The organism is Campylobacter concisus, assembly GCF_003048595.2.
GTDB classification, from domain to species: domain Bacteria; phylum Campylobacterota; class Campylobacteria; order Campylobacterales; family Campylobacteraceae; genus Campylobacter_A; species Campylobacter_A concisus_L.
The window spans coordinates 1243074-1266953 of record NZ_CP049270.1; the positions used below are offsets into that span (position 1 = coordinate 1243074).

Sequence of the window (23880 nt, forward strand, 5' to 3'; positions counted from 1 at the left end):
ATGTCAAAGAGTGAAATTTTAAAGAAATTTGAGACACTTACTACGATACCGCACTGCAGTTATGAGACTGATAAGATGCGTGATTTTCTAGCTAGCTATGCAAAAGATAAGGGCTGTGAGGTCACAGTCGATAGCTTTGGCAACATTCACGCGTTTAAAGGCAAACCAAAAATTTGCTTACAAAGCCACTACGATATGGTCTGCATGGGCGATGCTCCAAAGATCGAGATAGTTTATGGCGATGATGGCTACATGAGAGCCAAAAACTCATCTCTTGGCGCAGATAACGGCATCGGCGTGGCTATCATGATGCAGATGATAAGCGAATTTGACGACATTGAGTGCCTCTTTACAAACAACGAAGAAGTTGGCATGATCGGAGCTACTGGCTTTAGTGGCGATCTCAAAGCCGATAAGCTTTTAAATTTAGACAGCGAAGAGGACGACCGCGTCACTATCGGCTGTGCTGGCGGCATAAATTTATTTGCCACTATCGCGCTAGATAGTAAAAAAACAAAAGAGAGTACACTTTATGAAGTAAAAGCAAGCGGCCTACCAGGCGGTCACTCTGGCAATGAGATACACAAAAATATCCCAAATGCGATCAAGATTTTGGCCACATTTGTCACTAAAAATGGCTGCAAACTTGTTAAATTTGAAGGTGGCGAGCGAAGCAACTCTATCCCAAGTAGCGCAACTGCGCTAGTTTTAAGCGACAAAGAGCTAAAGAGCGAGTGTGAGAATTTAAGCGTGAAAAAGCTTGGCACGGGAGATGAGATTTTAGAAAATGGCGAGAAAATTTTAGCTCTTATTAACTCATTTTCTCAAGGTGTAAGAGCCTATAACTGCGAGCTAGGCATACCACAAGATAGTGTCAATCTCTCACTTGCAAAGATCAAAGATGATGGCACACTTGAAGTGGAGTTTTTTGCAAGATCAATGAGTAAAGACGGTCTAAATAGAATGGAATTTGAAATTTCAGAGCTTGCAAAAGCGGTTGGTTTTAGCGTTATCAGTAAAGATAGAAACCCAGCTTGGAAACCTATAAATGATAAATTTGCAAACGATATCTTAGAAGAGCTTAAAATTTATAAGCCAGAAGCTAGGATAACAGCCGTGCACGCAGGTCTTGAGTGTGGAGTACTTTTAGAGAAAAAAGCGGGTCTTAGTGCTTGTTCTATTGGACCAAACATCTACTCACCGCACTCAACAAGAGAGCACTGCGAAGTCGCCTCAGCACTTTTCATCGAGAAAGTTGTTCGCGGTATCGTTAAAAAATATAACTCATAATCCAAACCAAAATTTGCTAGAAATTTCTAGCAAATTTTGATTCTGCGTTTTTATAGATTGAGAATTTGCTCTTGAGAACGAGCAAATTTATATATTATTTTCCAAACTCATAAACGATCTTGCCACTTTTTATCGTGGTAGTCGCTGCGCCTTTTAGTTTTTTACCAAAGAGTGGAGAGTTTATAGATTTTGAGCGGTTTATCTTTTCGTCGTAGATATACTCGATCTCAGGATCTATCACCGCAATGTCAGCCAGCATGCCCTCTGCGAGCTTACCTTTGTCTTTTAAATTTAGCATTTTAGCCGCATTTGTAGATGTTAGCTCCACCATGCGCTCTAGGCTTATAACGCCCTCATTTACGAGTTTTAAAGTAAGCGGTACAAGAGTTTGAAGTCCGATGATACCAAATGGCGCCTTGTCAAATTCCACTATCTTTTCGTCCGTGTGATGTGGGGCATGGTCTGTGGCGATAACGTCTATGAGACCGCTTTTTAGCGCCTCTCTTACCGCTTTTACGTCGCTTATCTCACGAAGTGGCGGTGACATTTTGAAATTTGTATCGTAGGCATTTTTCAAAATTTCATCGTCGCTAAAGCTAAAGTGGTGAGGTGTGGCCTCGCAAGTGATGTTTATGCCCTCTTTTTTGCCCATTTCGATGATCTTTAGCGAGTACTCCGAGCTTACGTGAGCGATGTGGATGTGCGCTTTAGTGAGCTTTGCAAGCAGCATATCACGGCTCACTGCGATCTCCTCTTTCTCTCTCGCCATGCCGCGAAGTCCAAGTATGGCTGAGACCTTGCCCTCGTGCATGACGCCCTGCCTGCAAAGCGAGCAGTCCTCTGAGTGGCTTATGCAAAAGCTGTTAAACATGCTTGAGTACTCAAGCGCCGCCCTCATCACGCTTGAGCTAGTCACTGGTAGGCCATCGTCACTAAATGCAACTGCGCCAGCATCTATAAGATCGCCCATTTCAACGATCTCATTGCCACCAAGCCCTTTGCTAATGGCCGCGATTGGCAAAAGATCGATCAGTCCGCAGTTTTTAGCCTTTTCTATCATCGCCCTTGTGATCGAGGCGTTATCATTTACTGGGTTTGTATTTGCCATGCAAAGGCAGGTTGTCACTCCTCCAGCCACCGCTGCCTGCGAGCCTGAGATGATGTCGTCTTTATACTCTTGACCAGGATCGCGAAAGTGCACGTGCATGTCGATAAGTCCTGGCATGACGAGCTTATTTGTAGCGTCGATGACTTTATCAGCATCAAATTTCTCACTTCCTATTTTGGCTATTTTGCCGTTTTCTATTAGGATATTTGCCTTAAATTTCTCGTCGCTATTTACGATAGTGCCGTTAATTATTGCTATTTTCATCGTTAGCCCCTATTTTTTGCAAGCGTATTTAGTATCGCCATTCTTATAGCAACGCCGTTTTCAACTTGATTTAGTATGACTGAGTGCGCGCCATCAGCCACATCTGAGTTTAGCTCCACGCCTCTATTTATCGGTCCTGGGTGCAACACGATCGCATCAGGTTTGGCTAGCTTTATCCTATTTTTATTTAGTCCAAAAAATTTCGAGTACTCCCTCGAGCTTGGAAATGCCACGTCCGCACCGCCACGCTCTAGCTGGATGCGAAGCATGATGATGACGTCACTGCCCTCGCAAGCCTCCTCCATATTTTTGCAAATTCTAGACTCAAAGACCTCAGCGTCTTTTGGCATCATCATCCTTGGCGCAAAGAGCTTTAAATTTATGCCAAATTTCTTCATCGCCCAGATGTCAGACCTTGCCACGCGGCTTCTGGCGATGTCACCAATGATCGCCACGTTTAGGTTTTTATCCAAAATTTTGCCATGCTCTCTTAGCGTGAAAAGATCAAGTAAAGCTTGGCTTGGGTGCTCATTTGTGCCGTCCCCTGCATTTACGACGCTAGCTTCTGTCCTATCAGCTGCAAATTTCGCCGCTCCAGAGCTTGGGTGACGAAGTACGATGATGTCACTTCTCATAGCAGCCATGTTATTCATCGTGTCATTTAGGCTCTCGCCCTTTGTCACGCTAGAGCTTGACGAGCTGAAATTTATCGTATCAGCTCCAAGTCTCTTTGCTGCGATCTCAAAGGATGTTCTAGTTCTTGTCGAGTTTTCATAAAATGCGTTGATCGTGGTCTTTCCACGAAGATAGTCATTTTTTTTCACTTGGCTTAAATTTAGCTCCTTAAACTCTTTCGCCGCCTCTAAAAAATATAAAATTTCTTCCTTGCTAAGCTCTCTAGTTCCTATCAAATCTTTATGTTTGTAGCCCATTTTAAGCCTCTTAAATTTATTTTGCTACGAAGTCGCAAGCTGGTTGGTAGCCGTTATCACAAGCTTTTTTAAATAAAGCCTTTGCTTTTTCTTCGTTCTTTGCTTCGTTTGCGTCTTTATCTTTTACAAGGCCATAAGCGATCATTTCACCTAGTTTTTCGCAAGCCATGCCCTCGTTTTCATCACACATTTTTGTAAAAATTTTCTCAGCCTGAACTCTATCTTTTGCCACACCGTCGCCGTTAAATAGCATGATCGCATTCATCGTGCAAGCTTTTTTCTCGCCATCGCCGCATGCTTTATTAAAAGCAAGATAGGCCTCGTTGAAATTTTTCTTTGCATAAAGCTCATTTGCCTTGTCTAAATTTTCATTTGCCATAGCATTTAGCGCAAAAACTGCCGCCGCTAAAACTAAAATTTTCTTCATATTTTCTCCTTATTTAAATAACTTTGGATGGTGTTTTTTCATATATTCAACTATCTCTATGACCTCGTCGCTGCCGCTAGCATCAGAGTTTTCTAGCGCATCGTCGATGCACTCGACATAGAGATTTGCTGCCTCTTCAAGCTTATCTTTTTTCACGCCAGCATAGTAAAACATCGCTTCAAGCACCATGCTAAGCTCATAGCTAAGCTCCTCTACGCTCACCTCTTCTTCTTTCATATCTCCTCCTGTGTTTTTTTGGTTATTAGATCGATTATCTGGGCTTTAATCGGCTCATAACTAAAGCCATCTTTGAAATTTGCAAATAGCCCACCACTTGCATTAACATGCCCGCCGCCGCCAACTAGGTGTTTTGCCATGGCACTAACGTCTAGCTTGCCATTTGCACGAAAACTTAGCGTTTTTTTGTTTGTCACGTCGATAAAGAAGTCAAATTCAGGATTTGCCACTAAAAAGTCGTTGCCAATAACCGAAACGTTGCCGACATTGTAGGTTAAAATTCCTTTATGATCTTTATAGTTTATGCTAAATTTCTCTTTATTTTCACTAAGTTTTTTTACGACGTAGTTTGAGATCAGGTTGCTTAGCGTGTCGTCTTTATCCTCTTTGAAAAATGACTTCTTAATAGCATGCACCTGCATATCAAGGCCGATATAGTCGTTTTTTTCGTTAAAAAATTTGCTTGCTTCTTTTAGGATGTGATCCATATAGAGGTTGTTTTCAGCTTCAAACATTACCTTGTTTATCTCTTTAGCATTTGCCACAAGTCCCAAACAAACCTTTCCCATCTCAAAATTTTTATCATCTTTTAGCCAGATATCCACGGCATTTACGACGTCACTAAAAATTTCAAGCTCTTTGTTTTTACCAAAAATGCCTGCAAAAAAGTCATAAGTGATCTTTGTAGCACATCTTGAGCTATCTAAAAAATACCAAGCATAAGCGCTCGCGCACTCGGCACCGCTTTGGTGATGATCTAGCAAAAATAGCTTTATATTTTTACCCTTTATCATCTCCTCAAAGCTCTCGCACTGAGCTAGAGTTAAATTTAGATCAGTGATTAAAATGACGTTTTTATCATCATTGGAGACATCTATCTCAGATAGAATTTGAGCAAATTTATCATCTATCTCTCTGCCGTAGTTTGAGTTTAGAAATTTCACATCTTTGAAGTAAAAATTTGTTATGTATTGCGCGCCGTATCCGTCAAGATCGGTGTGTGAGAGGTGATAAATTTTCATCGTTTTCCTTTATAAATTTTCTATTTCTATGACGCCAACCGTTTCAAATGGCGTATTTGCCGAGATCTCAGCAAAGCTTAGCACCACGATGTCGATGGCAAAATTTGCGCAGATATTTGCTATAAATTTTCTTAGACTTGGCTCCACACAAAGCACCATTTCACCGTGCTGACTCATCGGACGTTTCTCTTTTTCATGCCTTAGAGCCTGAACGATCGATGAAGTTTGAGCCACATTTATCATAAGATGATACGCACCGTCTTTATACTGCACCGCGTCCATAAGCTTTTGCTGTGCGGCACTATCTAAAATGTAAAAATTTAGCTGACCTTTCTCATCGACATAAAGCGAAGTGATGACACGTGAGAGTGCTGCGCGCACATGTTCGATGATCATATCTAGGTTTTTACTAACCTCGGCGATATCGCTAATTGATTCAAGTATACTAAGCAGATCTTTGATCGGGATATTGTCTTTAAGCAGCGCTTTTAAAACCTTTTGGATCAAATTTATAGGTGCGATCCTTAGCGTATCCTCGACCACAACTGGGTAGTCGATCTTTAGTTTGTCTAATAAATTTTGCGTCTCTTGGCGGGTTAGAAGCTCGGCTGCGTTTTGCTTGATAAGCTCACTCATGTGCGTTGAGATGACGCTTGCAGGATCAACTATCGTGTAGCCGCTAAGTATGGCGTCCTCTTTGACGCTAGCATCGATCCAGAGTGCGTCCAGCCCAAAAGCTGGCTCTTTTGTCGGAATTCCCTCGATATCTTCGCTAACTAGGCCACTATCCATCGCTAGAAATTTATCAGCATAAATTTCACCCTGACCGATCACGATACCTTTTAGCTTAAAGCGATACTCGTTTGGCGGTAGTTGAAGGTTGTCGCGGATCCTTATCTTTGGCATCAAGAAGCCAAGACTTGAAGCGATGTTTCGCCTCATAGCACGAATCCTCTCAATGAGATCCACGTCAGCTAGCTTTAGCAGACCATATCCTAGGTCGAGCTCTAAAATTTCAAGCTTTAAGATGTCGTTTATCTTAGTCTCTTCTTCTCTTGCGATCTCTTCGTCGCTCTTCTTTGGCACCTTAGTAGTGGCACCACTAGCAGCTGCCCCTGCTCCACCTTGCGTAGCGGCTCCAGCTTTTTTAGAAGCTGTTTTGTCTTTTGGCGCAAGGCTTAAATTTAGCCCGCCATCTTTGGTCTGCTTGATGATGTAGCCAAGTCCCAAAAATAGCAGTGCTATAAAGCCAAGAGATAGGGTTGGCAGACCTGGCACAAGGGCAAACATAAATAGTATGAAGCCCACTATCAGTAAGGTTTTATAATCCCCTAATAGCTGATTTAACGTGCCTTCTGCAAAGTCCTCATCGTCCTTGCTAGCCCTTGTGATGATGATAGCAGTCGCTGTTGATGTGATAAGCCCTGGGATCTGGCTCACAAGTCCATCACCGATAGTTAGGATCGTATAATACTGAGCCGATGTCGCCATATCAAGGCCATGCTGAAACGAGCCGATAGCAAAGCCACCGATGATATTAATGATAGTGATGATTATGCCAGCGACGGCGTCACCTTTTATAAATTTAGACGAACCATCCATCGCGCCATAGAAATTTGCCTCGCCGATGATGGCTTGACGTCTTTCGCGCGCCGTTTTTTCATCAATCAAACCTGCGTTTAGATCCGCATCTATCGCCATTTGCTTACCAGGCATCGCATCAAGTGTAAAACGCGCTTGCACCTCGCTCACACGGGTTGAGCCCTTTGTTACGACCATGAAATTTATGAGAACCAAGATACAAAAGACGATGGTGCCGATAACGAAGTTGCCGCCAACTACGAAATTTCCAAAACTTGAGATGATCTCACTGACCGCTTCTGGACCGTTATGACCTTCGCTTAAGATCATACGTGTGGTTGCGATATTTAGCGAGAGGCGAAAAAGCGTAACGATAAGAATTAGTGTCGGAAATGTACTAAGATCGGTTGGCTTTGGCACATAAATCGAAATTAAAATTATAAGCACAGAAATAGAAATAGAAAGTGCCAGAAAAAAGTCAAGCACCGCGCTTGGAAGCGGTACGATGATGATAGCAAGGATGGCAACAATGATACCAACGATGCTAAGGCTTTTAAACTTAACAATTGGCGCAAGAAACGGCGCAACAAGAGTTAAGATATTATTTTTTTGCTTTGCCAACTTTACTTCTTAACGATATCACTTAGTTTTATCGCATCAAGCATCTCGTCGATCTTGCTTTGAAGGCCGCTAAACATCGACCAAATTTGACAGCTTGAGGCTTTATTTGACGGACAGCCATCCGCAGAAGATGAGCACTCAAAGACGTTAAGTTCACGTTTTTCAGCGCACTCTATTATCTTTTTTATGCTTAAATTTTCAGGTTCGTTATTTAGCGCGAAACCGCCATTTGCCCCTTTAAACGACTTTAAAATTCCATCTTTTGCAAGATTTTGTAAAATTTTAGCTAAAAAGCTTTTTGAAATTTTAAGTTCATTTGAGATCGTATCAACATCAACTGGAGATGATTTTTGAGATATTAAAATAAGTGAAAGTAGAGCGTATTCGCTTGCCTTTGTAAAAAGCATTTATCTTCCTTAAGTCTTTAAATAGCCCTAATTTTATTAAATTTTTACTGCATTTTTCATTAATTTTTAAAAAGCGTAGTTTTATCTAACTTTATGTTTTAAATGCTATAATCGCTCTTCCAAAATTCACCAATCAGGAGGTCATTATGGCTTTGGATTCGGCTAAAAAAGCTCAAATAGTTGCGAAATTCGCTAGAAAAGATGGAGATACAGGCTCTCCAGAAGTTCAAATAGCTCTTTTAACAGCTAGAATAACTGAACTTACAGAACACCTTAAAATTTTTAAAAAAGACTTTTCATCACGCTTAGGTCTTTTGAAATTAGTTGGTCAAAGAAAAAGACTTTTAAAGTATCTTAAAAACAAAGACTACACTACATATTCAAAACTAATCTCTGAGCTTGGCTTAAGAGATAAATAATCCCACGGAGAGCGATCTGCTCTCCTTACTAAATTTCATTTATACATTTCTTTTATTCAAAATTTTGCAGTCTATTTTAAAATTTTCCATCTTTAGTATTAATTTATCTACTCACAATATGACTAACCTTTTTAAATAAAGTAAAACTAGAATTAATTTCTTCATTTTATATAAAAAGCTAAATCTCTATATCTTTATTTCTTTTATAATAAATTTATCAATTTTAAATAAATTTTAAAATCCCTAGACAATTGACTTTAGTGGAACTATATTAATTCTAACTTAAATTAGAAATTTATTTTTATAGGTAAAGAATTTTTATTAAAGATTAAGAATTTGGCTAGTAACATTACCCATATAGAAATATGCAAATATTGCATAGCAAAGGAGAAAATGATGAAAGAAGGCAAAGTCATCTGTCCTTATTGTGGGACGGGCTGTCAGGTTACCTTGCATGTGGAAAATAACGTCGTTCGTGCCGCAACTGGCGTTGAAGATAATCCAGTTAATCAAGGAAATTTATGCTTAAAAGGCTTTTACGGCTGGGACTATGTAGCAAGCCCGGATAGACTTACAAAACCACTCATCAGAAAGAAAAATGGCGTATTTTCAAAGGATGGTGATTTTGAGGAAGCCAGCTGGGACGAAGCACTTGACCTTGTCGTAGAAAAGATGAAAGAAGCCAAAGAGAAATACGGTCCTAACTCACTAGCAGGAAATTTCTCAGCACGCTGTACGCTTGAGGACAACTACGTCGCACAAAAGCTAATGCGCGCTGTAATTGGCACAAACAACGTCGACCACTGTGCTAGAATTTGACACGCTCCGACAGTAGCAGGACTTGCTAAAACAATCGGAAACGGAGCTGCCACAAATAGCTTTACGGAGATTGGCACTTATAGTAACTGTATATTAATGATAGGCTCAAACCCAGAAAATGGTCACCCAATCGCAGCTATGCACATCCAAAGAGCGCTAAACCGCGGTGCAAAACTTATCGTTATTGATCCTATCAAGACCGAGTTTGCAAGTAGAGCCGACATTCACTTACAACTAGAGCCAGAGCACAATATCCCAGTTATCAACGCACTTCTTTACACTATCATAGAAGAAGGCCTTGTAAATGAAGAATTTGTAAGAGATCACACAATAGGCATTGAGTATGTCAAAGAAGCTGTAAAAGACTATGCTCCAGAGGTCGTGGCTAAATACACAAGGCTAAATCCAGAGGATATCAGAGCAGCTGCTAGAATGTACGCTACCACAAAGCCAGCTGTCATCACTCACGGCATGGGCGTGACTCACTTTAACCACGGCGTTGGCGGAGTTTGCGATGTATCAAATTTATTCTTGATCACTGGCAACATCTGCGAGCTTGGCACAGGTGACTTACCATTACGTGGACAAGAAAATGTTCAAGGATGCTGCGATATGGGTGTTTTACCAAATATATTCCCAAATCTTGGCTCAGTAACTGATCCAGAGCAAAGAGCTTGGTTTGAAAAAATGTGGCACCTAGAACCTGGATTTTTGAGCTCAAAAATAGGCGTTCACAAAACCGAAGTACCTGATGCGATCCTTGATGGCAAAGTGCATTTCTTCTGGACTATCGGCGAAAATCCGGTCATCTCTGAGCCAAATACAAACCACTTCTTAAAAGGTATCGCTCATGTTGATTTCTACGTCGTGCAAGATCTATTCTTAACCGAGACTTCACTAAAAGCTGACGTCATACTTCCTGGCGTTGCAAGTAGCGAGAAAGAAGGACTTTATACAAACGCAGAGCGCCGCGTACAGCACAACGAAGCAGTCATTACACCTCCAGGAGATGCTAGACAAGACTGGTGGATCGTTTGTGAGATCGCACGCCGTTTAGGAGCAACTGATGGATTTAACTTCAACTCACCAGAAGAAATTTGGGAAGAAGTTAGAAAATGCGACCCAAGACGATATGGCGGTATGAGTTATTATCGTATCAAAAAATATCACGGACTACACTGGCCATGTCCAAATGAAGATGACATGGGCGGTCAGAGCCTCTATCTTGATAAGAAATTTTTCACACCTGATGGCAAAGGTCGTTTTGTGCCATGCCTCTTTGTGGATAAGGCCGATAAGATCGAGAGCGCAAAACTTGAGTTTGCTAAGAAGATGAATATGTCGCCTGAGTATCCTATCATGGCTGGCTCAGTCGATGAAAAGACTGACGATGAGTATCCGATACAGCTTTTAACTACAAGAAAGGTCTATCAATACACCGTTGGCACCATGACAAGACGCTCACGAGCGATTGAAGAAGGCGGAGATAGCATCGGACCTATCGCCGAAATGAATCCAGCACTTGCAGCAAGATATGGCTTAAAACAAGGCGACTTCATCAAAGCATGGAGTAGATACGGCTACATCGTCGTAAAAGCTGAAGTAACAGACATCGTGCCTGATGGCATCATCCAGATGACTTTCCACTACTGGGAGAGCTCTTGCAATGAGCTAACAAGCAGTGGCTGGGACTACATCAGTAAGACTCCGACATTTAAAGCAGCTATTCAGATCAAAAAGATCGATGAAGAGGAATTTTTACGAGTTCGCGAGCTAAAACGCGAGAAATTCCAAACTTCAAAGATCATCTACGATGACTTCCACCACCATGGAAACGCAGCGATAAATGAGTAAATTTAGCGGGAGCTATCCCGCTAAATTTCATTATCCAAAAATGCTGACATTGCAAAGCAAAATCTAAATTTTAAATTCAATGTTTATGATTAAATTTTATATTTAAATACAAAAGCAGATATTTTTAAATTTACTTAAACGCCAAAAAACTCATGAAATTTCCCCATTTAAATGTGCTCTCGACACGCTTAAAGCCAGCATTTAGGGCTAAGTTTCTATTTTCTTCTTCAGTGTATGGCACAAGCACATTTTCAAGCGCCTCCCTTTTTTGGGCGATCTCGTAGCGTGAGTAGCCTTGCGCTTGCTTGTAGTCCTCGTAAATTTCTATGACGCTTTTAGTAAGCTTTTTATCTTCAAAGATGATCTTTTCACTAAACAAAAAAACACCATTTTCATTTAGTCCGTTATAAATTTTTTGCACCAGATCAGCCCTTTTTGGCGGTCTTATAAACTGCAAAGTATAGTTTGCCAAAACCGCGTCAAAGCCCTCTAGCTCGCACTCTAAAATGTCATCTAAAATAAATTCAATATCAGCTCCATAAGCCTTTGCCTTGTTTTTTGCATTTGCAAGCATCGCCTCAGAGTTATCCACGCCACTTAGCACGAGGTCGTTTCTAAGGTTGTTTAGCAAAAGTAGGCTATTTGCCGTAGAACAGCCAAGGTCGCACACTTTTGCTGATTTTGGCAAAATTTTAGCCAGCAACTTTGCATTTAAATTTGAGCTAACGTCGTAAAATGGCACCGAGCGCGAGATCATATCGTCAAAAACGCTCGCCACAAAGTCATCAAACTCAAACTGCTTACTTATAGGCTCTTTAAAAATTTCATCTCTCATATACCAGCTCCATATCCGTCAAAGTATCTCATCGTCTCTCCAAAAAAGAGATCGCACACGCCCACGCACTGCCTAGCCTCGTTTATATCGCGTTTTATCTGTTCTTTTAGCTCGCTTAGAGAGTTAAATTTTTTATTATCGCGCAAACGTTTTATGAAGCAAACGGCAACGTGCTTTGTCACTTTTGGCGCGACCTCGTCTAAGATGTGCGTCTCAACGCTAAAATTTCCATCCGTGCTAAGTCTGTTGCCTATAAAAGTGACCGAGCCATAGGTGTATGAGCCCATTCTCGTTCTTGTCGCATAGACGCCCTCGCGCGGCAAAAGATAGCTTTTTATATCTAAATTTAGCGTGGCAACCAGCTCTTTTGCGCCGATGCCCTGCCCTTTTATCACGTTGCCCTCGATCGAGTACTCCCTGCCTATTAGCCTGTTTGCCTCATCGATGTTGCCTTGGCGTATCAGCTCCCTAATGGATGAGCTATGCACGCCCATGCCGTCATAACAAACCTCATCAACGACGACCACCTCACCATCAAAAATTCTTTTCAAATCGTGCTTATCCCACGCTCTATTTCTGCCAAATCTAAAATCAAACCCAACAACGATCTTTTTTAAATTTTTAAAATCATGTTTTAGCATCGCGATAAATTCCTCACCACTAAGCCCTTTTATACTCTCAAAATCGTACAAAAAGCAAGGATAGTTTGAGTACTCGGCTCGCTTTAGCTTTGGCGTGATGTTGGCTTTATTTTTATCAATCACGACAAGTCCGCCAAACTCGCCAAGCTGCTTTAAAAGCTGTTTGTGCCCTCTATGCACGCCGTCAAAGTGCCCGATCGCAACGGCAGTGATGTTATCTTTTGTTAAAAGCGTAGAAAAATTCGGCATTTCCCTCTTTCCCTTTTACTTCGCACTCTTTGCAAGCTATCATTTTAAATCCTAAGCCATTAGCCATCACTTCAAAGCGCTTCATTGCTAAATTTATAGCTTTCATATCAGTGACAACACCTTTTTTATTTCGTTTTACACCAACACCCACTTCAAATTGTGGCTTAAAAAGCGTGATAATGAGCGAATTTGTGCTTGCAAGCCCAAATATGGCTGGTAAAATTTCGGCCAACGAGATAAAGCTAACATCGCAAGTTATTAGATCAAATTTATCTTGCCCTTGCTTGGCAAACTCTCTGACGTCAGTTTTTTCATAAATTTTCACTCGCTCATCACTTCTTAGGCTGACATCTAACTGATCGGTGCCAACATCCACACCAGTCACGCTTTTTACGCCACGCTCAAGCAAAATTTGCATAAAGCCACCAGTCGAGCTACCTATATCAAGCGCATTTTTGTCAGTTAGATCAAATTTCATCGTCTCCAAAAAGCTTTTTAGCTTAAGCGCCCCTCGCCCAACGTAAATTTCATCAAGCAGCGAAATTTTAGCCTCACTAACCTCGCTTGAAACCTTGGTGCAAATCTCGCCGTTTGAAAGCACCTTGCCAGATTTTATCAGCTCGCTCGCCTTGTTTCTGCTGATGTTTAAAACGCTTGCGACGTAGTTATCAAACCTCAAGTTTTAGCCTCTCATATTCGCTCTCATCGATCACTCGCACGCCTAGCTCATTCGCCTTACCTAGCTTACTGCCAGCCTCCTCGCCAGCTAGGACGAAGTCCGTTTTTTTAGAAACTGAGCTAGAAACCTTTGCGCCAAAACTCTCAAGCTCCGCCTTTATCTCATCTCTTGGGCGACTTAGCGTGCCAGTTATCACCACCGTTTTACCACTTAGCGCATTTGAGATGCTCTGCACCTGCGTCACGCTTGGCTGCACGATCTGGCTAAGAGCTAAAATTTCATCTCTATTTACCTCGGCAAAGTCTATTAAGCTGTTTGCCATCTCCACGCCAAAGCCTTCAAGCGAGACAAGCTTCTCAAAACTAGCATCAAGCCAGCCTAAACCGAAGCTACTTGCGAGCTTTTTAGCCGCCACCTCACCGATGTGCTCACAGCCAAGGCCGGTGATAAAGCGCGATAGCTCCGCACCTTTGCTAGCTTCGATAGCGCTTAAAAGGTTGTTTACCTTTTTATCTTTAAAGCCCTCAAGCACAATGAGATCATCAAATTTAAGGCCGTAAATGTCTTTTATACAGGAAATTAGCCCCTTATCAAATAGCAAATTTACGATTGCGTCGCCAAGGCCATCGATATTTAGGCATTTTTTCGATGCGTAGTGGATTATCGAGCCCACCACTCTTGCCCTGCAGCTTAAATTTTGACACTTTACAAAGACCCCTTCATCAAGCAGGTGCGAGCCGCAAACTGGGCAAAATTTAGGCCTCTCTATCGCTTGCTCGCTACCATCTCGCCTATCTTTAAAAACCTTTGTGATCTTTGGTATGACGTCGCCTGAGCGGATGATGCCGATGTAGTCGTTTTTCATAACGCCAAGGCGCTCGATCTCATCAAAGTTATGAAGGGTGGCGGATTTTACATTAGCACCATCTATATTTACCTCATCAAGCACGCCAACAGGCGTTACTACGCCACTTCTGCCAACTTGAAGTGCCACATCTCTTAGCCTAGTCACCTTTTCAATGGCTGGAAATTTAAATGCCACCATAAATTTTGGAAATTTGACCGTGTAGCCTAGCTGCTCACAGCGCACAAGGTCATTTACACGTATCACCATGCCATCCATCATCACGCTCTTTGCCTCGCGGCTGGCTAGTAGCTCGTTATACGCAGTCTCAAGCTCATCTTTTTTTAAAATTTTAAAAAATTCATCTCTTTCAAAGCCAAGATCACGCACAAATTTCATCACCTCGCTGTGATCTTTTAGCCCAAGGCTCTGCTCGCCCACGCCCCAAGGTATGAAAAGTAGCTTTCTTTTAGCAGTGACCGCGCTATCAAGCTGTCTTAGACTGCCTGCGGCTGCGTTTCTAGGGTTTGAAAGCGGCGCCTCGCCCTCTTTTGCACGCTCTGCGTTTAATAGCTCAAAGTCATCTTTTCTTATGACGACTTCGCCCCTTATTTCAATGAGCCCTTTGTAGCTAATGCTCTTTGGCACCGAGCTAATGGTCCTTGCATTTTGCGTCACGTCCTCGCCTGTAACGCCGTCGCCTCTGGTTATCGCCCTAACTAAAACACCGTTTTCATAAAGCAAATTTAAGCTCGCTCCATCAAATTTTGGCTCAGCAACAAAGGTTAAGTTCTCTTTATCACCACGCTTTAGCCACGCATCAAGCTCGGCTAGATCAAAAATATCTTCCATGCTCCACATGCGTTTGATGTGATTGGCCTTGCTAAAGCCCTCTTTTACAGTACCGCCCACGCGTTTTGTAGGTGAAAAGATAGAAATTTCGCTTGGATTTGCCTGCTCATACTCAAGCACAGCGTGATATAGCGCGTCATACTCCTCGTCACTTGCAAGTGGCTCATCCTCGTCGTAGTAGGCCTTTGCCCACGTATTTAGCGTCTCTACCGCTTTTTCGTACTCTTGTTTTGTCATTTTTTGCTCCAAATTTACACCGCATTTTATCTTAAACATACTTTATAAATGATCTAAATTTAGCTCTCTGGCGTCACATAAATGGACATTTTTATAGACCTTTGCTATCTCGTCTCTAGCTCTCATTAGCGCAAAGCCAAGTAAATTTTGCCCTTGCCACTTCATGGGATTTTGTGCATTTTCATCGCTTACAGCCAAACCTATGCCCCAAATTTTATCAAGTGGGCTTGCTTCAACCAAAACTTTACTCCCAGTTTGGAGCAAAAAGTCTCGCAAAGGGGCATTTTGGCTAAATTTTAGATAGCTCGCATTTAACACGACGCCAAATTTGACCTCATCCCAGACCTTAGCGTCAAAGCCACGCACCTGCCTACCAAACGCCTTCATCTACGCTGGATCTTTAGCGGATAAAATTTGCTCCAAAGCCTCTTTATCACCAAAGCACTCAGCCTTTTTAGCCTTACACTCTACCAAAGCGTGGCTTGACTCATCGCCTCATGCATATTAAAAAGCTGCTTATGCTCGGCCACGTCGTGTGTACGGATGATATGTGCGCCGTTTTCGAAGGCCTTTAAGTGTAGGTAAAGCGAGCCTGGTAAACGGTCTTTAACCTCACTTGGACTGTAATGATTTATAACTGATTTGCGGCTAGCACCAACTAGTAGTGGGCAGTCAAATTTTAAAAAATGTTCCAAATGCTTAATAAGCAATAAATTTTGTTCGGCCGTCTTACCAAAGCCAATACCCACATCAAGCACTAGTTTTTTGGTGCCAAGCTCCTTTGCTAGGGCTATCTTTTGCTCAAAAAAGTCTGCTATCTCGCCGATTAAGTCGTTATATTTTGGCGCGACCTGCATAGTCGCAGGATCGCCTTGCATATGCATCATGCAAAACTCAGCATCGTATTTTGCAGCAAGTGGGGCTAAATTTATATTTGCCGTGATGTCATTTATCATTTTAAAGCCGTGATTTAGAGCAAATTCAAGGCAATAAGGATCAAAGCTATCAAGGCTAAATTTCGCCTTTTCATGTAAATTTAGCTTGTAAATTTCCTCCACAATATCTTTTATACGCCCAAATTCCTCTTCGCGGCCACAATACTCGCTCCCTGGCCTTGAGCTAACGCCGCCAAGATCGATGTAGTCTGCACCTGCTTCTATCATGGCTTCGATTTTCGCTATGCCATTTTGCGTATTTATGCGGCTTTGTTCGTTAAAGCTATCTGTGTTTATATTTGCAACGCCCATTATAAGAGGCTTTGTTGGCTTTATAAATTTTGTATCCAAAAAGACTGCTAAATTTTTAAGTCCGAAGTCTTGCAACTTCTCTTTTTTAGCTAGCTGTCTAAGCTGCGCATTTGTCGCTATTAGTAAGGCTTTATTTAGGCTCTCTTTGCCCAAAATCGTATCTTTATGCGTCACAAGCTCGGCTCCAACGCTAAGTGCATCTTGCTTTAGGATATTTGCTGCTGGGGTTTTTATCTCATCTATAAATATAAAATTTATCTCGCTCTTTTCATGCATGAGCTTCGCACCAGCAGGGCTTGGAGAGATGGCTTTGCAAATTTCTTCAAAGTCACTTTTATTATTTATCTTATAAAATTTCAACGTCGTCCTTTTTGAAATATAGTAAGCAGTAGCGGCGTTAGCACGGCGTGAGACTTGGCATTTAGATCCGCAAGCTTAATAAGCGAGAAAAAATAATCCATCTCATCGCCACTAAATTTATACCCGCTATCAACCGCCTTTGTCACGATAACGCCAACAAGCTCTTTTAACTCGTTTTTGCCAAATTTCTGAGCTTGTTCGTCTGCGATCTTTTGATCGATAAAGCTTGTTAGCTCTTTTAGGCTAAGCGATTTTAAATTTAGATCAAGGGTTATTTTTGGCTTTTTTGTGAGATTATTTTCTATGAGCATTCTTGATCTAATCGTTGATAGAAGTAAATTTTTACTCTGCGTTACTATTATAAATTTGATATTTCTTGGAGGCTCTTCAATGATCTTTAAAAGTGCATTTTGAGCCTCTGTTCTAAAAGAATTAGCATGTATTACTAAAATTTTTTCATCTTTTTCAGCAATGTATGCTTCTGCGATGACCTCCTTTGCATTTTCTAGCAAAAAATCATCACTTATAAAAAATCTTAAATTATTAGTGCCAAACTCATCTTCAAGGTTGGCTTTTAAATTTTCAAAATCGCTTGTAACGACGATTTTATTAAGCATTTAGAGTATCACCTTTGCAAAGAGAGCCGCATCGATACTTTTATCAAAAATTTTGCAAAGACTTATTAGTTTAATGTCTAAATTTTCATCGCTTGAGCTAAGAGTAAAGCTATTTTGTGCCTGCTCGTCAAATAGCCACATATAACTATCCTCATCGCTTTTAGCTAAATTCGCATATCTATCAAGGCTCTTTCCGATATAAAAAAACAAGTATCCGTTTGGAAAAGCAAGACTGAGCATATCTTTTAGAAGCTGTTTTTGCTCATTTGTCTCTATCTCGTCAAGCGATGGATAAAGCGATCTTAGGCTAAAAAATGGCAAAAATGGCCTTATACTTTTTGAATGGTTCATCTTTTTTAAAAGATAAATTTCAAACCATCTTCGCTCTTCATCACTTATAGTTATAAAAGCCCTTCCTTCAAGTAAAAATTTAAGCCTAGATGCGAGCAAAGGCGTCCATTCAACACGCCTTTCCTCCATCCAGCTCATCAAAGGACCTTCATCCCTAATAGCCTTTAACGTCCACTGAATAAAGTCTTGCATTACTGATCTAGCTTATAAGCATCGTGAAGTACGCGAACTGCTAGCTCGCCATATTTTTGATCAACGATCATTGAAATTTTTATCTCACTTGTTGAGATCATTTGGATATTTATACCCTCTTTTGCAAGCGTTTCAAATGCTAGACATGCTACGCCGCTATGACTCTTCATACCGACGCCTATAACTGAAACTTTTACGATCGCGTCATCAAATTCTATATGTTTTGCAGCTGAGAGTTTTTGCATAGTCTCTTTTGCTAGTTCAAGCTCATTTTGTGGTACTGTAAAGCCTAAATTTGTAGTACCATCGTGCCCTACGTTTTGGATTATCATATCTACGTTTATATTTTCATGCGCAAGAGCTGTAAAAATTTCTGCTGCAATACCAGGCTTATCAACTACGCCTCTTAGTGTTACTCTTGCTTGATTTTTATCTAGTGCTATTCCGCTTACTAAAACTGCTTCCATATTGTCATCTTCCTTTGCTATTAATGTACCTTCGTTGTGATTAAAACTACTTCTTGTGACTAATTTTACTTCTAGTTTTTTTGCCAGCTCGACTGAGCGATTTTGAAGTACCTTCGCACCAGCAGAGGCGAGCTCAAGCATCTCATCATAGCTTATTTGCTCTAGTTTTTTTGCCTTTTTTTCTATCCTTGGATCAGTTGTATAAACTCCATCAACATCGGTAAAAATTTCGCATAGGTCAGCCTTTAGTGCTCCCGCTAAAGCAACCGCACTAAGGTCGCTTCCACCTCTACCAAGTGTCGTAATATCACCTTTTCCATCTATACCCTGAAAACCGGCTACAACCACGATCTTACCAGCTTTTAGCTCAGCTTTTAGCCTTTGTGTATCTATCTTTTCTATTCTAGCTTTTGTATGTACATTATCGGTAATAATACCCGCCATTGCACCTGTCATACCCACACAAGCACAGCCTTTTGCATTAATCGCAATCGTCAAAAGCGCGGTGGTTACTTGCTCTCCAGAGCTTAAAAGCATATCGGTGGCGATGCCATCTGGGTGTTTTGAAAAATATTCACTATATTCAACCAATTGATTTGTAACTCCGCTCATCGCAGAAACTACCACGACCACATCCGCACCGCTATTTTTAGTCTCGATGACTCTATTTGCCACAGCTTCGATGCGCTCAAGTGTTCCTACGCTAGTTCCGCCAAATTTTTGAACGATTAACATCAAAAATATCCTTTCTCTTTAAAATAACTCAAAACCTTTTCATAAATAGGTTTTTTAAAGTGATTTATATTTTCTAAACTTCTACCAAAATCTACAAATTTATACTCGCTAAACTCAGGATGCTCTGTCTTTAAATTTACGCTGGCACCATTTTTAAGTCTAACTAAAAAATACTTTTGCGTCTGCCCATCAAATGGGTAAAATTTCTTTGCCGCATTTGCTGGAAAGTCGTAGCTTAGCCACTCTGGATACTCTTCTAAGATATCGAATTTGTCAGTTCCGATCTCTTCTTTGAGCTCCCTTTTTAAGGCCTGCTTTGGACTCTCGCCTTCGTCTATTCCGCCTTGAGGAAACTGCCAGATATCATCCATATCCACTCTTTTTGCGACTAAAATTTCACATTTAAATGGATACAAGCTAGACAAAACAACAGCTGCCACGTTTGGTCTATATTTTTTTTGCATGTTTTTTCCAAGAAATTTATTTGAGATAATAACTAAAAAGAGTTAAGAGATAGATAAATAAAAACTACTTTTTACGCCGTTTGTAATAAATCACACAACCGCTAAAAAGTAGCACGCCAACTCCACAAGAAGCCATAAAAAAGATAAATTTTCCAGCCTCTCCAAATGTATATCCAGCGTGCAGATCAAGCATAAATTTATAAATTTCAAAAGATTTTGGCATGGTGTTTTTTAAAATTTCTCCACTTGCCGTATCGACTACAAACCTAACGCCATCACTCTCACTAGCGCCTTTTGGCAAGTAAAAGATCATAAATTTTACGCCATCTTTATTGAGAATAAAATTTAAAGCGTCAAACTCATTTCCAAATTTTAAAGTAAAAATTTCATAAGCTTTTTGAAGATTTTCTACCTTTTGCTCTTCATTTAGACTAAAACCATTTTTGCTAGTAAAATTTGGCTTTTTAAATACCTTTTGCTCGCCATAAATTTGATTTATGACCTTAGCAAAGCTCTCATAAGAAAAGTATAGACCGCTAATACAGATAATAAGCAAAATAGCTCCCAAATAAAGCCCTAAAAATCCATGCAGCGAATATAAAAATGCAAATTTCTTTGCCTTTATATTTAGCTTAAAGGCGCTAATAAATTTGCTTCTAAATCTCCAAAAATGTATCAGCACCCCGGTTATTAAAACAACAAGTAGTGCAAGCGTCGAAATCGCCACTAGCTCACTTGCGATTTTAGATAAATTTTCATTTTTAAATAGAGCTAGTCCTAGATTTTTATGTAAATTTAAAGCTAGGCCTATAAATTTTTCCACACTATTTTCAGAGACTATCTCGCCCGTATAAGGATCTACAAAGAATGACTTAAACTCACCATTCTCGCTTGTGCCGCTTACTACATAAGCTCTATTTACCTCGCCTTTTATCTTTATATAACTAAGGTTAAAATTTGGCCTAGTCTTACTAAAGACCTTTAAAATTTCATCTATTTTTAAAGCACTTTTATTAGTTGTTATCTCTATCTCATCTTTGCTAAAAGCTTCAATTATCTCATCATGATACGAAATAATCGCTCCACTAATTGAGATTATCAAAAGTGGCAAAGCAAAGATAAGAGCTAAAATTAAGTGAAATTTCCGCTAAATTTTAAACATTTTAAAACTTCAAATTAAAGCCAAGTTCGATCTTTTGCCCATCGGCTATTAAGATATCATATCCGTTTGATCTTGTCGTAAAAAACTCGTTAAAGAGATTATAAACGCTTAGGTTTAGGCTGAAATTTTTAGTTACATTGTAGTTTATGCCAAGATCCGCAATAACGTAAGCTCTCATATCATTAGCATAGTTAAAAGAGTTTTTAGTTCTACCATAGTAATTTATCTGTGACCAGAAATTTAGCCATCTATTTAGCTCGTAGTTCGCTCCAAATTTAAATGTATGAAGCGGATAGTTGTTTAAGGTTTTACCAGCTTCTGGTCCATCTTTTTGTTTTGATTTTGTATAAACATAGCTTTGATTTAGTCTAAGAGCATTTGTCACCTGCCACTCATTTGTTAGCTCAACTCCGTAAATTTCAGCCTTGCCGATATTTATACTCTCCCAAATACCATTTGGATAAATTTTACCTTTATGCATACAAACGCTGCCTCTTGAGCAGATAGGGCTATAGCTTAACATATCTTTAAAACTTGTGTAAAAGCCAGTTAAAGACGTTTCAAAACCTTCATTATTATTATAAACGCCACCAAATTCATAACTTACGCTTGTCTCTGGCTTAAGGCTACTTCTACCAAGCTGTGCTCCGCGTCCTCCAGCAAATGGCAACGCAAGATCTTGTGTTCGTTGCTTGATATCAGGTGTCGCATAACCTGTGCTAACTCCGCCTTTAAGGGCAAAAAAGTCGTTTAAGCTATAGATGCCATAAATTCTTGGTGAAACGTGCGATCCATAGTTCTCATCGTAGTTATAGCGAATACCAGTACTTAAGATAAAATCTTTTGTAAGATGATAATCATCTTCGCCGTAAAGTGAAACATCATACCTTTTTACATTTGCCGCATCTGCTGTGGTAGCCTTTTCGTCAAGCTTTTCTTTTTTAGCGTTTAGTCCTAATGTAAAGGCATTATTATCGGTAAAATATGAGCCTTTTGTATCAAAGTTTAGAGTCTTTAGCGTCAAATTTTGTTGTGCTATCTCTTTTATCTTGCCGTAAGATAAATAGCTTTGAAGCAAGATATTATCAAGCCTTGCTTCGTGGCTTAAATTTATCATATCGCCCTTTATTCTTTCGCTAGCAACCGAGTTAGTACCAGTTGATAGTGTTTTGCCTTTAGTTCTTTTATATTTCACATCGCTTCTTGCAAGCTCAAGCGTAAGATCATTATTTTCATTTGGCCTAAAAAATAGTTTTGCACCAAAATTTCTATCCTTTTGCTCTCTATTTGCATAAGAAATTTTATCTTCTGATTTATTTAAATTTTTACCATAAACAGAAACACTTAAAATATCATCAATTAGTCCAGAGTGCAAATAAAGACTATTGTAAAGCTCGCCACTTATATTTTTATTTCTTGCAAATTTATAGCTTGAGCCAAGATTTGCACCAAATTCATTACTAAACTCATCTGTAATGATATTTATAACTCCGCCTAGTGCGTCGCTTCCATAAAGCGAGCTCATAGGTCCACGTATCACTTCAATACGGCTTATCGCACTTGCTGGTGGGATGAAACTATATGAGCCTCCAACGCTTCTAAGCCCTTTATAGGCGTTATCACCGGGTACTGGCATGCCATTTACTAGAATTTTAGTAAATCTTGGAGAGAATCCACGTATAGAAATTCCTCGTCTATTTGCCGCTGCGGGAGTTGTCCCAAAAAGACTTGGGATATCTTTGGTCATGCTCTCGATATCTTTGTGATTTTTCTTTTCTAATGCCTCTTTGGTTATAACACTAAGCGTTGCTGGTGCGTCTTTGATATTTTGTTCAAATCCTGTCGCACTCACTACTTTAACTTCTGGTAGAACCTTATCTTCATTTGCAAAAAGCGGTAAATTTATAAAAATTGCCGCACAAATAGAAATTTTTAATGCACTTTTCACAAAAACTCCTTATAAAAATTTAATGCACATTTTACTAAAATTAAATAATCGTTATCAATATCATACGTAACGCTAAAGGGATTAAATTTAACGCTTGAGGGATAAAATGATAAATTTAGACAAAAAATATGGAACGAGCAAAATATCTCAAAAGGAAAAACAAGCAAGCGTAGAGTTTTTCAAGCAAAGCAGTGGCATCAGCTATCTAAAAAGTGAAATTTTATGTAATGGCAGGATAAAAAGGGATCGTCACAAGTCTAAGAAATACCTATTTTTAATGTTTAATGAGGATAAAAACGATCTTTGCTTTAAGCTTGATAGAAAAGAGTATATTTTAAACAAAGATGAATTTTGCATTGGGCTTGTTAATGATGATTTTAAAGGTGTCTTTGAGTATCAAAATAAATTTTATAAGACAAAAACACTACTTTTTGACGAAAGCTATGCAAATAAGCTTGAGATATTTGCTGGGCTTAGATTTGATGATAAATTTGAGCTTTTGAAATACAAAAAAGATTTAGCTCAAATTTGTGTTTTAAATGAACTTGATACGACAAATTTATATGAAGGCGCGATGAGGGAAATTTTTACCGAATCAAAAATTTTAGAGCTTATTTACAAAAGTAAAATACGAAAAGAGAGCGAAATTTCACTTAGCAGTGACGAAGAAAAGACTCTTTTAAAGGCTAAAACGATATTATTAAGTCGCATGCAAAATCCTCCAAGCATCAAGGAGCTAGCCCATCTTTGTGGTACAAATGACTTTTGGCTAAAGAAAAATTTTAAGCTATTTTTCAAAGATACGATCTATCAGCTCTTAGCAAAAGAGCGCCTAAAGCTAGCTTTTACTCTTTTAGAGCAAAATGATATAAGCATAAAAGAAGCTGCAAATATCGTAGGCTACGCAAATACTGCACATTTTGCAAAAATTTTTAAGATAAATTTTGGCTTTTTGCCAAGCAAACTCTTAAAGACAAAAAGCTACTTTTAAACTGCTATAAATGCCAAATTTCTTATAA

General features: G+C 39.8%; 23 protein-coding genes. 4 read left to right on the plus strand and 19 right to left on the minus strand.

From position 1 onward, the window contains the following. Nucleotides 1–1290, plus strand: a complete 1290-nt coding sequence (locus tag CVT15_RS06325; RefSeq protein WP_103577094.1) for a M28 family peptidase — start codon at nt 1–3, stop codon at nt 1288–1290. A 94-nt stretch (nt 1291–1384) separates the two neighbouring features. Here CVT15_RS06325 and CVT15_RS06330 read toward each other — a convergent pair whose 3' ends face one another. From CVT15_RS06330 to CVT15_RS06360, 7 genes are read right to left on the minus strand one after another with little or no spacing between them, the layout of a single operon-like run. After that, nucleotides 1385–2662 carry a dihydroorotase gene (locus tag CVT15_RS06330; protein WP_107898129.1) on the minus strand — a complete coding sequence of 426 codons (1278 nt, stop codon included), beginning with the start codon at nt 2660–2662 and terminating at the stop codon, nt 1385–1387. A 2-nt stretch (nt 2663–2664) separates the two neighbouring features. Then, on the minus strand, nt 2665–3594 hold the full coding sequence (locus tag CVT15_RS06335; RefSeq protein ID WP_107793721.1) for an aspartate carbamoyltransferase catalytic subunit: 930 nt from the start codon (nt 3592–3594) through the stop codon (nt 2665–2667). Between the two features lie 16 nt (nt 3595–3610). Continuing rightward, the gene (locus CVT15_RS06340; protein WP_103577097.1) at nt 3611–4021 is read right to left on the minus strand and encodes a tetratricopeptide repeat protein; all 411 of its coding nucleotides are present in this window, start codon (nt 4019–4021) and stop codon (nt 3611–3613) included. Between the two features lie 9 nt (nt 4022–4030). Then, nucleotides 4031–4258: a hypothetical protein gene (locus tag CVT15_RS06345; RefSeq protein ID WP_002942640.1), complete on the minus strand. Its 228-nt coding sequence runs from the start codon at nt 4256–4258 to the stop codon at nt 4031–4033. Beyond that, nucleotides 4255–5280 carry a DHH family phosphoesterase gene (locus tag CVT15_RS06350; protein ID WP_103577098.1) on the minus strand — a complete coding sequence of 342 codons (1026 nt, stop codon included), beginning with the start codon at nt 5278–5280 and terminating at the stop codon, nt 4255–4257. Before CVT15_RS06350 ends, CVT15_RS06345 begins: the two co-directional genes overlap by 4 nt. A 9-nt stretch (nt 5281–5289) precedes the next feature. Then, complete coding sequence (gene flhA / locus CVT15_RS06355) at nt 5290–7482, minus strand: flagellar biosynthesis protein FlhA (protein WP_103577099.1); 2193 nt, start codon at nt 7480–7482, stop codon at nt 5290–5292. 2 nt (nt 7483–7484) lie between these two features. Beyond that, entirely contained in the window at nt 7485–7889 is a 405-nt protein-coding gene (locus CVT15_RS06360) for an RrF2 family transcriptional regulator (protein ID WP_054196916.1), read from the minus strand. 146 nt (nt 7890–8035) lie between these two features. Between CVT15_RS06360 and rpsO the strand changes: the two genes are divergently transcribed. Both rpsO and CVT15_RS10230 read left to right on the plus strand, forming a co-directional pair. Continuing rightward, on the plus strand, nt 8036–8308 hold the full coding sequence (gene rpsO, locus CVT15_RS06365) for a 30S ribosomal protein S15 (protein WP_103577100.1): 273 nt from the start codon (nt 8036–8038) through the stop codon (nt 8306–8308). A 393-nt stretch (nt 8309–8701) separates the two neighbouring features. Then, entirely contained in the window at nt 8702–10981 is a 2280-nt protein-coding gene (locus CVT15_RS10230) for a molybdopterin oxidoreductase family protein (protein WP_343219212.1), read from the plus strand. A gap of 130 nt (nt 10982–11111) precedes the next feature. On the opposite strand, the gene cmoA is transcribed toward CVT15_RS10230, so the two are convergent. The 12 genes from cmoA to CVT15_RS06435 all read right to left on the minus strand — a co-directional run bounded on the left by cmoA (nt 11112) and on the right by CVT15_RS06435 (nt 22861). Then, the gene (gene cmoA, locus CVT15_RS06380; protein ID WP_021085945.1) at nt 11112–11816 is read right to left on the minus strand and encodes a carboxy-S-adenosyl-L-methionine synthase CmoA; all 705 of its coding nucleotides are present in this window, start codon (nt 11814–11816) and stop codon (nt 11112–11114) included. Next, a complete protein-coding gene (locus CVT15_RS06385; protein ID WP_103576943.1) occupies nt 11813–12706 on the minus strand; it encodes a bifunctional riboflavin kinase/FAD synthetase in 894 nt (297 codons plus the stop codon). Before CVT15_RS06385 ends, cmoA begins: the two co-directional genes overlap by 4 nt. Beyond that, nucleotides 12672–13385 (minus strand): 23S rRNA (cytidine-2'-O)-methyltransferase TlyA, encoded by a 714-nt coding sequence (gene tlyA / locus CVT15_RS06390; RefSeq protein WP_087586404.1) that lies wholly within the window; start codon nt 13383–13385, stop codon nt 12672–12674. The genes CVT15_RS06385 and tlyA overlap by 35 nt, the downstream gene beginning before the upstream one ends. After that, nucleotides 13375–15318 carry an NAD-dependent DNA ligase LigA gene (gene ligA, locus CVT15_RS06395; RefSeq protein ID WP_103576942.1) on the minus strand — a complete coding sequence of 648 codons (1944 nt, stop codon included), beginning with the start codon at nt 15316–15318 and terminating at the stop codon, nt 13375–13377. The genes tlyA and ligA overlap by 11 nt, the downstream gene beginning before the upstream one ends. A gap of 42 nt (nt 15319–15360) precedes the next feature. Beyond that, the gene (locus tag CVT15_RS06400; RefSeq protein WP_230853908.1) at nt 15361–15705 is read right to left on the minus strand and encodes an NADAR family protein; all 345 of its coding nucleotides are present in this window, start codon (nt 15703–15705) and stop codon (nt 15361–15363) included. An 80-nt stretch (nt 15706–15785) separates the two neighbouring features. Beyond that, on the minus strand, nt 15786–16925 hold the full coding sequence (gene folP / locus CVT15_RS06405) for a dihydropteroate synthase (protein ID WP_107898132.1): 1140 nt from the start codon (nt 16923–16925) through the stop codon (nt 15786–15788). Further along, the gene (locus CVT15_RS06410; protein WP_107898133.1) at nt 16922–17542 is read right to left on the minus strand and encodes a DNA polymerase III subunit delta'; all 621 of its coding nucleotides are present in this window, start codon (nt 17540–17542) and stop codon (nt 16922–16924) included. The genes folP and CVT15_RS06410 overlap by 4 nt, the downstream gene beginning before the upstream one ends. Continuing rightward, on the minus strand, nt 17543–18085 hold the full coding sequence (locus CVT15_RS06415) for a HobA family DNA replication regulator (RefSeq protein ID WP_021091525.1): 543 nt from the start codon (nt 18083–18085) through the stop codon (nt 17543–17545). It abuts the gene before it with no gap. Continuing rightward, entirely contained in the window at nt 18085–19287 is a 1203-nt protein-coding gene (locus CVT15_RS06420; protein WP_103576386.1) for an aspartate kinase, read from the minus strand. Before CVT15_RS06420 ends, CVT15_RS06415 begins: the two co-directional genes overlap by 1 nt. Next, a complete protein-coding gene (locus tag CVT15_RS06425; protein WP_103576387.1) occupies nt 19287–19751 on the minus strand; it encodes an RNA pyrophosphohydrolase in 465 nt (154 codons plus the stop codon). The genes CVT15_RS06420 and CVT15_RS06425 overlap by 1 nt, the downstream gene beginning before the upstream one ends. A 64-nt stretch (nt 19752–19815) precedes the next feature. Next, nucleotides 19816–20883 (minus strand): PepSY-associated TM helix domain-containing protein, encoded by a 1068-nt coding sequence (locus CVT15_RS06430; RefSeq protein WP_258033174.1) that lies wholly within the window; start codon nt 20881–20883, stop codon nt 19816–19818. 31 nt (nt 20884–20914) lie between these two features. Beyond that, nucleotides 20915–22861, minus strand: coding sequence for a TonB-dependent receptor domain-containing protein (locus CVT15_RS06435; protein ID WP_103576388.1), 1947 nt, complete (start codon nt 22859–22861; stop codon nt 20915–20917). Nucleotides 22862–22967: 106 nt separating this feature from the next. Between CVT15_RS06435 and CVT15_RS06440 the strand changes: the two genes are divergently transcribed. Beyond that, the gene (locus CVT15_RS06440) at nt 22968–23852 is read left to right on the plus strand and encodes an AraC family transcriptional regulator (protein ID WP_103576389.1); all 885 of its coding nucleotides are present in this window, start codon (nt 22968–22970) and stop codon (nt 23850–23852) included. Nucleotides 23853–23880 lie beyond the last annotated feature (28 nt).